Below are 5,708 nucleotides of genomic sequence, written 5' to 3'. Positions count from 1 at the left end.
GGAGGGGCTAGAACGTGGAGGGGCTAGAACGTGGTGACCGGGCGAACCTCGTTGGCCAGATCGACCAGGGCATAGCGATGTGTCTGGCTGTTGGCCACCCGGGCCAGGCTGCGCAGCGATGCCTCCACACCGAGCCGTAACCCGTTGTCGGTGAACGGGAATCCCAGGATGGGCGCCGGGCTGGCGGTGTTGTCGGCGATCCAATCCATTGCGGTCCCCAGAACCAGGGCGCGAATCTGAAGCACCCGCGGCTCGCTCTCGGGAAGTGCTTCGACCCTGCGGGCGGCGTCGCGGATCTGTTCCTCGCTGAGTTCGTGCGCAGAGCGGCCGGACAGCAGGGTCACCGCACTCGTCAGTCGTGCGGTGGTGAAATGCCTTGATCCGACCGGGACCTCGTCGAGTGTGGTGACCGCCGCTGCCCGCTCGCCGTCGACCGACTGCGCCCGGGCAAGTCCGAATCCGGCGGAGATGATGTTGTTGTCGGTGTGCCACACCGTCTCGTAGAACGGCCGCTCGCCGGAGGTTCCGGCCAACTCCGCGGTGGCCGCCAGCGCCAGCTTCGGGGCCAACTCCCCCGGGAAGGTGTCCAGCACCTCGGTGAAATGCTTGGTCGCCGAATCGTATTCACCGGTGAGCAATTCCGACACCGCTTTGAACCACACCAGCCGCCAGCGCCAACCCACCCTCTCCCCGAGATCCTCGAGCTTCCGGTTGGCCTTGGCCACGTCACCGAGGTCGAGCAGCGCACGCACCTCCATGAGGGGAAGTTCCACCGATTCGGCGAGGTCCACCCCTTCGGCGTCCTGGCTGTCATGGCGGGCGGCCCGCAGCGAGTCGAGGGTCTGAACCGGTTGCGACAACACCGTCGCCGAGAGGACCGTGGCCGCCACGTCGGTGGGATCAACCAGCGGAACCGGCAGTGCCATAACGATTTCCGGCGCGGTCAGCCTCTTGGTGTGCACAAGTCCGTCCAGGTAGACATCGGTGTGTGCGACCAGTAGGTCCACCCCGAATGTCGAGCGGGTGCGGGTGAAGACCGTCGACAGGCCCGGGCGTGGCACACCCGTGTCGGCGGCGACCACCTCGCGCAGAACGCCGAGCAGCTGCGAGCTCATCTCATCGGCGCTGACGAAACGACGCCGCGGATCCGGATCGATGGCCCGGCGCAGCAGGCGGGCGAACGAGTCGTACCGCGCCAGAACCGGATCGCCCTCCGGCAGACCGTCGACGTAGCGGCCGTTCCGGGTGCGCAGCTTCAATGTGAGTGCCGCCAGCGTGCGGCCGACGGTGTAGATGTCGGTCGCCACGGTCGGGCCCGTCCGCACGATCTCCGGCGGCTGGTAGCCCGGAGTGCCGTAGAGATATCCGAAGGAGTTGATCGGCGAGACCGCACCGAGGTCGATCAGCTTCAACTGCTCCTCGGTGACCATGATGTTCTCGGGCTTGAGGTCGTTGTAGCACAGGCCGATCGAGTGCAGATACCCGAGCGCGGGCAGGATCTCGAGCATGTAGGCGATGGCCTCGGCCACCGGGAGCTTATCGCCGGCAGGGAGCTTGAGCGACTTGCCGCCGACGTACTCCATCACGATGTAGCCGACCGGCTCACCCCGGGAGTCCGAGTGCTCGACGAAGTTGAAGATCTTGACGATCGACGGATGCGCCACCTCGGCGAGGAACTGGCGTTCCGCCATGGCGATGGCCTGTGCCTCCGCGTCACCGGAATGGACCAGGCCCTTGAGCACCACCGGCCGCTCATTGACGTTGTGGTCGACCGCCAGGTACACCCAGCCCAGTCCGCCGTGGGCCACGCAGCCCTTGATCTCATACTGGTCGGCCACCATGTCGCCGGGACTGAGTTGCGGCAGGAAGGAGTACTCGCTGCCGCAGTACGGGCAGACCCCCTCGGATTCGCCGGGGTGGTCGTCGGCCGGACGGCCGACCGGGCGTCCGCAGTTCCAGCAGAACCGCTTGGACTCCGCCACAACGGGATCCACCATCAGGGCTGCCAGCGGGTCGATCTCCAGAACCCGCGGGATCTCCACCAACCCGCCGCCGAGTCGACGGGTCGCGGACGTCTTGCGCGCGATCGTCGGCTCCTCGGCCTCGATCGGCTCGCTGCGGGCCGACTCCTGCTCGTCGTTGTCGAGGTTGGGGCGGAACACCGCCTGGGTGGACATCGCCCGCATGGTCGACGTCGAATCCGCACCCAGCTCCGAAAGGCCGGCCGGTTGGGTGCCGATGTCGAGGTCCTGCTGCTCGGTGCTCATCAGGTGCTCATCAGTCCAGATACCGCGGGGCCGGTGGGGCGGGTGCCGGGCCTAGCACCGTGAGCCACTTGCGGTACAGGGTGTCCCAGGTGCCGTCGGTGCGGATGCGCTCCAGCGTGCCGTTGACGAACCGGACCAGCCCGGTGTTCGCCGAATTGATGCCGATCCCATAGGGCTGCTCGGCCATATCGGGTCCGACGATGTGCAGATAAGGATCCTGGGCGACCAGTCCCGCCAGGATCGCGTCGTCGGTGCTGACCGCGTCGACTTCGCGCTGTTGCACTGCCACCAGGCAGTCCGCCCAACTCACCACGGTCACGATCCTCGGGGGCGGGTCGATCTCCTGAACACGGCGCAACGAGGTGGTGCCGCCGGCCACGCACACCCGCTTGCCGGACAGGTCCGAGGGCCCGGCGATCTCCGACGTCCGTGGCGCGAGGATTCGTTGGTAGGCAAGGAAATAGGCGGTCGAGAAGTTGACCTGCTTGCGCCGCTCGCAGGTGATGGTCATCGTCTTGACCACGATGTCGACGGTGTTGTTCTGCAGCGCGGCGATGCGGTCGGCCGAGGACAGGATCCGGTACTCCACCGCCGAGGGGCTTCCGAAGATGTCCCTGGCCACCTCACCGGCGATGTCCACGTCGAAGCCGACGATCCCCCCGGAGACCGGATCGCGGAAGGAGAACAGGTTGCTGCCCACGTCGAGGCCGACCAGCAGGCGCTTGCGGTCCCGGATCGCGGCCACCGCGGCTTCGGCCTCGGCTTTTGCGGGGAAGGGCCGGAGACTTGCGGTCCGGTCGCAGCTGTTCCCGCTCTGGTCGGGTGGCAGGGCGGCCTGCTCGGGCAGTTCGGCCATGCCGGCCGGCCTCGGCGGTGTCAGGGTTAGAGCCGGAGGAGAGGGCAGATCAGTGGGCTGACCGCAGGCGGTCAGGGAGGCGGCCGCCACCACCGCGGTCAATGCCCGGCCGATCCCCATCATCGGTACTCGCTCATTCTCGGCCACAGGCCCAGCGCCACCGCCAGCGCCGCACCGACCGACAACACCGCCCCGCCGACCGTGGTGCCCGACAGCACCCGCCGGGCCGCGATTATGTCGGAGCGAAGCTGCTTGCGACCCTCTTGAATCCCCTGGGAGAGTGCGTCATTGAGCTTGTCGAACGCCGGAGTGGAGTCGTCTTCGCCGGTCCCCAACGCCACCTGGGTGGCCGATTGGTAATCGCCGACGCTGATGTAGTCGTTGATCCGCACGTCGGCCTGCCGCCAACGCTCCAGCAGTTGCTCGGCCGGGGCCAGGCCGGCTTTGTCCACGGTGTCATCCCGCGCCAGGTAGTCGCGCAACTGTTGGCGCATCGTGTCGACGCGTTGATAGTAGGACCGTTTCCGCATCTCCTCGTCCCCCCGGCGGATCAGCGACAGCGTCTCGTCGGCCCGGGCCTGCTGTGCGGTGATGGCGAGGTTGGTCACCGTCCGTAGCGAAACCGCCGCGGTGTTCTTGGCCGCCCGGCTGCCCGCGGTCGAAACGGCCAGCGCCGTGCCGACCCATACGATCATCACCCCGATCGCCAGCCCGCCGACAACCAGACCGATGTTCACCCGCCGCTTGGTGCGCCGCGCCAGCCAGCGGTGGGCGAACATCCCGAAGCCCAGCGTCGCGGCCACCACGATGATCACCGGAGCGGGAATCGAAGCCGAGGCCGTGGTCTCCGCGTCGACCTGAGCCGAGGTCGCCTCGTACAGGCGTTGGGCGTCCGGCAGGATCTTGTCCTGCATCAGCCCCGACGCCTCCGACAGGTAGGACGACCCCACCGGGTTGCCCATCCGGTTGTTGGTGCGAGCGATCTCGATCAACCCGGTGTAGACCGCCAACTGGGCGTTGATCCGTCCCAGCAGTTCCACCAACGGCGGGTCGGTCAAACCGCTCGAGGACCGGGTGACCGCCACCGCGGCATCGGTGATCGCCTGTTCGTAGCGCTGCCGCACCGCCTGCGGTTCTGTACCGGCGATGAAGGCGGTGGCCGCGGCGGCGTCGGCGACCGAGAGTGTGGTGTAGAGCTGGCCGGCCGCGAAGGACAGCGGCTCGGTGTGCTCCAGGACCGTGGTCAGTTGGCGCTGACGTTCGTTGATCGTCGTGGAGACGGCGAAAGCGCTAAGGATCCCGAGCATCGCTAGGACGACGCCGATCGTGAGGATCCGGCCGGGCGTGGTGTTGACGAACCACCACCGCGGATGGGCGGGCTCCGGGGGCGTCCCCTGGGCCAGCGGCTCGGTCGACGGATGCGTCAGCTCGACGGTCACCTCACCCGAACCTCCCTCCCGATCCGCCGGAGCTTTCCTGGGGTGACTGAATCATCTATGAGTAAAGTCTAAGAGGCAGTGCAACGCTTGGCCGGTCCTTCCACCGGACCCGCATCGGCGTGGCGCGCCTATCCTGTAAACCGTGCAAGGCGATGGCGACGGGTGGGTGGTGTCGGAGTCCGGCACCCACCACTGGGGCGTGCACGGCGCCGCGGGGCTGTTGCTGCGGGCGCCCTGGCATGACGGCACCCCGGCGGTCCTTCTTCAGCACCGAGCGGTCTGGAGCCATCAGGGCGGCACCTGGGCACTGCCCGGGGGCGCCCTGGACAGCCACGAAAGGCCCCGCGACGCCGCGGTGCGGGAGGCCGGCGAGGAGGCCGGCCTGTCCGCCGAACAGATCAGCGTGCGCGTCAGCGTCGTGACCGCGACCGTGCCCGGGCCGCGGGGCCCGCTCTGGACCTACACCACGGTTGTCGCCGACGCGGCCGCGTTGCTGGTGACCGTGCCCAACCGGGAAAGCACCGAACTGCGTTGGGTGCCGGAGGGCCGGGTCGCCGACCTGCCGCTGCACCCGGCCTTCGCCCAGAGCTGGGAGACTCTGCGCATCCGGGCGGCGGTCCCCTCGCACGACTGCCGGATGGACCAGCCGCACACCGTCGTCGTCGACCGGGAGGTCTTCGCCTGGTGCAGCCCCGGCGCGCCCTGCTGAGGTGCGTCAGTCCGAGTGGGAGACGGCGCGGCCGACGATGAGCGGATCGGGCTGGCCGACGGCCTCGAAATCCTTGCCGGCGTAGTCGAACTTGTTCAGCACGTGGCGCATCGCGTTGACCCGGGCGCGCTTCTTGTCGTTGCTCTTGATCACCGTCCAGGGCGCGACCTCGGTGTCGGTCCAGGTGAACATGTCCTGTTTGGCGGCGGTGTAGTCGTCCCACTTGTCCAGCGACGCCAGATCGGTCGGTGAGAGTTTCCACTGCCGGACCGGATCGACGTGCCGGATGGTGAAACGCGTGCGCTGCTCCGACGGCGACACCGAGAACCACAGCTTGGTCAGGCTGATGCCGTCGTTGACGAGCATCTGCTCGAAGAACGGGACCTGCCGGACGAATTCAGCGTGCTGCTTGGGGGTGCAGTAGCCCATGACCCGCT

General features: G+C 67.9%; 5 protein-coding genes. 1 reads left to right on the top strand and 4 read right to left on the bottom strand.

Annotation, left to right across the window (positions count from 1 at the left end):
- Positions 1-23 precede the first annotated feature (23 nt).
- Genes ADBZ5U_RS06065 through glnX form a run of 3 tightly spaced genes read right to left on the bottom strand, consistent with a single transcriptional unit; the run spans position 24 to position 4,562 of the window.
- Complete coding sequence (locus tag ADBZ5U_RS06065; protein ID WP_526263416.1) at positions 24-2,267, bottom strand: serine/threonine-protein kinase; 2,244 nt, start codon at positions 2,265-2,267, stop codon at positions 24-26.
- A 10-nt stretch (positions 2,268-2,277) separates the two neighbouring features.
- Positions 2,278-3,243 (bottom strand): glutamate ABC transporter substrate-binding protein, encoded by a 966-nt coding sequence (locus tag ADBZ5U_RS06060; RefSeq protein WP_526263444.1) that lies wholly within the window; start codon positions 3,241-3,243, stop codon positions 2,278-2,280.
- Positions 3,243-4,562 carry a protein kinase G-activating protein GlnX gene (glnX, locus tag ADBZ5U_RS06055; protein WP_526263414.1) on the bottom strand — a complete coding sequence of 440 codons (1,320 nt, stop codon included), beginning with the start codon at positions 4,560-4,562 and terminating at the stop codon, positions 3,243-3,245. The genes ADBZ5U_RS06060 and glnX overlap by 1 nt, the downstream gene beginning before the upstream one ends.
- Before the next feature lie 142 nt (positions 4,563-4,704).
- Here glnX and ADBZ5U_RS06050 point away from each other — a divergent pair, with 142 nt between their 5' ends.
- The gene (locus ADBZ5U_RS06050) at positions 4,705-5,271 is read left to right on the top strand and encodes an NUDIX hydrolase (RefSeq protein WP_526263411.1); all 567 of its coding nucleotides are present in this window, start codon (positions 4,705-4,707) and stop codon (positions 5,269-5,271) included.
- Between the two features lie 6 nt (positions 5,272-5,277).
- On the opposite strand, the gene ADBZ5U_RS06045 is transcribed toward ADBZ5U_RS06050, so the two are convergent.
- Positions 5,278-5,708: polyphosphate kinase 2 family protein (locus tag ADBZ5U_RS06045; protein ID WP_526263409.1), on the bottom strand; the 431-nt coding region annotated here is incomplete at its 5' end.

Origin of the sequence: Mycobacterium sp. (assembly GCF_040398885.1) — a bacterium.
Classification (GTDB): domain Bacteria; phylum Actinomycetota; class Actinomycetes; order Mycobacteriales; family Mycobacteriaceae; genus Mycobacterium.
The sequence above is the reverse complement of the archived record's forward strand: the minus strand, read 5'-3'. Positions and strand labels throughout refer to the sequence as shown.

Bases quoted from the DNA above. Each gene is read 5' to 3' on its own strand.
- ADBZ5U_RS06065 (WP_526263416.1), bottom strand. From the start codon at position 2,267: ATGAGCACCGAGCAGCAGGACCTCGACATCGGCACCCAACCGGCCGGC.
- ADBZ5U_RS06060 (WP_526263444.1), bottom strand. From the start codon at position 3,243: ATGGGGATCGGCCGGGCATTGACCGCGGTGGTGGCGGCCGCCTCCCTG.